Source organism: Tabrizicola sp., assembly GCF_031377265.1.
Classification (GTDB): Bacteria; Pseudomonadota; Alphaproteobacteria; order Rhodobacterales; family Rhodobacteraceae; genus JAUYQR01.
The window spans coordinates 1-4,456 of the sequence record NZ_JANMET010000132.1; the positions used below are offsets into that span (position 1 = coordinate 1).

A 4,456-nucleotide genomic window follows, 5' to 3' on the forward strand; every position below is an offset into this window, starting at 1 on the left:
TACGTTCAAGAAATGCAAGGCCTGCCATTCGGTCATTGCCCCGGACGGAACCGAGATTCAAAAGGGTGGCAAGACCGGCCCCAACCTCTATGGCATCATCGGGCGCGCCGTCGCTTCTGACCCTGATTTCAAGTACGGCGAAGGCATCCTTGCCCTCGGCGCGACAGGCGCGGTCTGGGACGAAGCCTCGCTGGCCACCTACGTCGTCGATCCTGCCGCTTATCTGAAAACCGCTACCGGTGACGATGCAGCCAAGTCGAAGATGTCATTCAAGCTTGCCGCCGGTGGCGAGGATGTCGCGGCCTATCTCGCCTCGGTCACCCAATAAACCTCGGGCACATCCACCCAAAAGCGCGGCCTTCCTCCGGAGGGTCGCGCTTTTTCATTGCCCTGCGGCGATGCGCCGCCCCGCAAATCTGCCTGCCGGCCTGATTTTTGGGCCTGCGGCAAAGTCAGACATTGCGACAACCCGCCAGCCCCAGTAAAGACATCTGCACAAGGGAACCGGGCGGACCGGGTCAACCGACCGCCGTTTGTCCATATGCAATATGACCAAAGCGGGAGACGCCAATGGCGGACGCAGCCATCCATGGCCACGAACATCACAAACCCGGGTTCTTCACCCGCTGGTTCATGTCGACAAACCACAAGGACATCGGGATCCTTTACCTCTTTGCCGGCGGTCTTGTCGGTCTGATCTCGGTCATCTTCACCGTCTACATGCGGATGGAGCTGATGCACCCCGGCGTGCAGTACATGTGCCAGGAAGGCCTGCGCCTTGTGGCTGATGCCGCCGCGACCTGCACGCCAAACGGCCATATCTGGAACGTCACCATCACCGCCCACGGCATCCTGATGATGTTCTTCGTGGTGATTCCCGCGCTCTTCGGCGGCTTTGGCAACTACTTCATGCCGCTGCAGATCGGCGCGCCGGACATGGCCTTCCCGCGGATGAACAACCTGTCGTTCTGGCTGTTCATCGCCGGCACCTCGCTTGCCGTGGCTTCGCTGTTCGCCCCCGGTGGCGGCGGTGACCTTGGCACCGGCGCGGGCGTGGGCTGGGTGCTGTACCCGCCGCTGTCCACCACCGCCGAAGGCGGCTATGCGATGGACCTCGCGATCTTTGCCGTGCACCTCTCCGGTGCCTCGTCGATCCTTGGCGCGATCAACATGATCACCACGTTCCTGAACATGCGCGCCCCCGGCATGACCATGCACAAGGTGCCGTTGTTCGCCTGGTCGATCTTCGTCACCGCCTGGCTGATCCTGCTGGCACTTCCCGTGCTGGCCGGTGCCATCACCATGCTGCTGACCGACCGCAACTTCGGCACCACGTTCTTCTCGCCCTCGGGCGGCGGCGACCCGGTGCTGTATCAGCACATCCTGTGGTTCTTCGGCCACCCGGAGGTGTACATCATCATCCTGCCGGCCTTCGGCATCATCAGCCAGGTCATCGCCACGTTCTCCAAGAAACCGATCTTCGGCTATCTGCCGATGGTCTATGCGATGGTCGCCATCGGCGTGCTCGGCTTCGTCGTCTGGGCGCACCACATGTACACTGTCGGCATGTCGCTGACCCAGCAGTCCTACTTCATGCTGGCCACGATGGTGATCGCGGTGCCCACCGGCATCAAGATCTTCTCCTGGATCGCCACGATGTGGGGCGGCTCGGTTGAATTCAAGACACCGATGCTGTTCGCCTTCGGCTTCCTGTTCCTGTTCACCGCCGGTGGCGTGACCGGGATCGTGCTGAGCCAGGCTGCCGTCGACCGCGCCTACCATGACACCTACTATGTCGTCGCGCACTTCCACTACGTGATGTCGCTGGGTGCGGTGTTCGGCATCTTCGCCGGCATGTATTTCTGGATCGGCAAGATGTCGGGCCGCCAGTATCCGGAATGGGCGGGCAAGCTGCACTTCTGGATGATGTTCATCGGCTCGAACCTCACCTTCTTCCCGCAGCACTTCCTGGGCCGCCAAGGCATGCCACGCCGCTACATCGACTATCCTGAGGCGTTTGCCTACTGGAACTGGTTCTCCTCGATGGGCGCGTTCCTCTCGTTCGCCTCGTTCGTGTTCTTCATCGGCATCGTGTTCTACACGCTCCTCTGGGGCCGCCGGGTGACCGAGAACAACTACTGGAACGAATATGCCGACACCCTGGAATGGACCCTGCCTTCGCCGCCGCCCGAACACACGTTCGAGCAGCTGCCCAAGCGCGAAGACTGGGACAAGCAGCACACCCACTGAGGCTGCAACAGACACGAAAGGCCCCGGAGCGATCCGGGGCCTTTTGCGTTTTTTTGCAGGGACGGAGCGGACGTAGTCGACATTACCTACGGCGACGGGCTGGACACCCGCATCGTCTGGCGCGGTGCATCACAGGCGTCAGCGCGCCTTGCATCAATCTGGCCCAAGTACCGGGCTGCCGAAGGCACACCACGCCCGCCCCGCCAACACCGCGCCGGTCGCGCCGTTTGGCAACGGAGTGTTTCCATCTGAGCGGGTTCGGCGGGCTTGACATACCCCCCCCGGTTGTGTTTTTTCATCGCCAAAAGGCGAAATCGGAGTAGCTGATGAAATTGAAACAGCTCCTGTTCATTCCAGCCGCGATAGTTATGTCAACAAGCATTTTAGCCAGTGCCGAGACCCAATGCTCTGAACCCATCGGGCCTGAGGCTGCGCTGGACGCGGGCGTTACGGCGGTCTTCGAGAGCCACATGGCGACCAATTTTTTGAACGGAGAGGGTGGGTTCTTAGGAAGTGTCACCTATCAAGGACTTGAAGACTTCCTTGCGCGCAACCCGGGCTGCTGCACCTTCTCCACAAGTGGGAGTGAGGGTTTTGTGCCCACACCAGAATGGCAGGAGAGATATTCATTCTATGGTTTTGTGAGCGCGACGTACAAAGCGTACCGGGTAAAAGATGGCGCGGCCGAGAAGGAAGTCGACCGTACTACAGAGGTTGCTATCACCACCTGCGGCAAAGCAATCTGGTATGATATGGACGACGACAATTGGTAAAGCTAAGGAGGCTTGTGCATGATGCTACCGAGTTTAAGCAGTGTCGTTACGAAATACCTCTATGGATCGGACAGCGCACCCAACACTTTCGTCAATCCCAACCTGATAAGGCCCGAAATTGAAGTAACTGCACTTCCTCCGATAAGCTCTCAGGAGTTCATGGCCGGTCCCGGCAGGTTTGCGCTTGCATCTTCATTTACGATAGTCAGCGATTTCTTTGATGAGGTGAATGGATATGATGTCGCTCAGCTGTTCATCGGTCAGACCGGCAATGAAGTCCGCCTGACAAAGGAACAATGGGCGAATGTATTGGGACTCGGCTCGTACGGACTTTCTATCGACCACAAAGATTTCGATGACGGACAAGACAATTTTGCTGAGCGGGTCTTTCTTTGGGGTAACACTTCCTTTCAGATATCAGATGCAGAGTTTGTCGTCACCCGAACGATGAACGAAGACGGAACCTACACCTACACCAAGGCAATCGACAACTTTGCTGTCCTGCCACGGCAGGGCACTGGTGAGAACTTTGACTTTGTGTCCAGCGATGGTACCACGACGCAAACCCAACACGTGTCACAGCATGCGGTTGATCCTTCCGGGATTGGCCGACGGGTGGACATGACTTTTGTTGACGATGTGCCGCGCGAAACATTCACCGAAGCTGATTATTGGGAAAATGCTGCTCAGTTTGACGATCTCGGCTACGGCGCATTTGAATACAATTTACCACGGCAGTTGCAGCTGCAGAGTGGCACTCAGCAAATATTTGACTCGCTGTTTTCAGATGGAATTACATCCGCTGTTGAAGCCGAAAAGCTGGTTGTCTATGGAACTAACGAAAGCGATACCTTCTCGGGGTGGACCACGCCTGAGGGGATCAACTTGCTCCAGCAATACGAGAATGCTGGTCCGTACTCATTCCTTATGCCCCAATTTCAGCTGGCGCTGAACGGCCTTATCTACGTTGCCGGGGGAGGCGAAGACGTCGTTAATGGCACTTCGGTGGACGACGTCCTATTCGGCGGCCAAGGCGGCGACCATCTCTTTGGCGGCGGGGGCGATGACTTCATCTTCTTCGATGCCGAAGACTTGGCGTCCGGTACAGTCAGCGGCGGCGCGGGGCGGGATGCGGCCTGGGCCATCGGCCCTGACGCAATCGACGCCGACATGCTGGCGATGGCGGTGGAGGTTCTGATCGGCGGCAGTGGCGCTGACACCATCACCTTGTCCGGGGCCGACAGCCTGATGGCCGCCGGGGGCTACGGGGCGGATATGTTCGACATTCTCTCCGGCGAGGGGCTGGACACCCGCATCGTCTGGGGCGGGGGTGGCGCCGATGTCTTCAACTTCACCGGCGAATGGGCACAGCTTGGCATTCTGGTGGCCACCGTCACCGGCCTTACCGCTGCCAATTTCGCCTCTTTCACCCT

3 protein-coding genes and 1 pseudogene are annotated in these 4,456 nt (G+C 58.8%); all 4 read left to right on the top strand.

Features of this window, described 5'->3' with window-relative positions; all coding sequences use genetic code 11:
• Positions 1-328 (top strand): cytochrome C (locus tag RMO18_RS07650; RefSeq protein WP_309664985.1); only part of this gene is annotated, 328 nt, incomplete at its 5' end.
• Between the two features lie 242 nt (positions 329-570).
• Positions 571-2,250: a cytochrome c oxidase subunit 1 gene (locus RMO18_RS07655; RefSeq protein WP_309664986.1), complete on the top strand. Its 1,680-nt coding sequence runs from the start codon at positions 571-573 to the stop codon at positions 2,248-2,250.
• Between the two features lie 326 nt (positions 2,251-2,576).
• Positions 2,577-3,023, top strand: coding sequence for a hypothetical protein (locus RMO18_RS07660; RefSeq protein WP_309664987.1), 447 nt, complete (start codon positions 2,577-2,579; stop codon positions 3,021-3,023).
• Between the two features lie 18 nt (positions 3,024-3,041).
• Positions 3,042-4,456, top strand: a pseudogene (locus RMO18_RS07665) (hypothetical protein); the annotation flags it as partial.

Excerpts from the sequence above, each read along its gene's own strand:
- RMO18_RS07655 (WP_309664986.1), top strand. The coding sequence starts at position 571 with ATGGCGGACGCAGCCATCCATGGCCACGAACATCACAAACCCGGGTTC.
- RMO18_RS07660 (WP_309664987.1), top strand. The coding sequence starts at position 2,577 with ATGAAATTGAAACAGCTCCTGTTCATTCCAGCCGCGATAGTTATGTCA.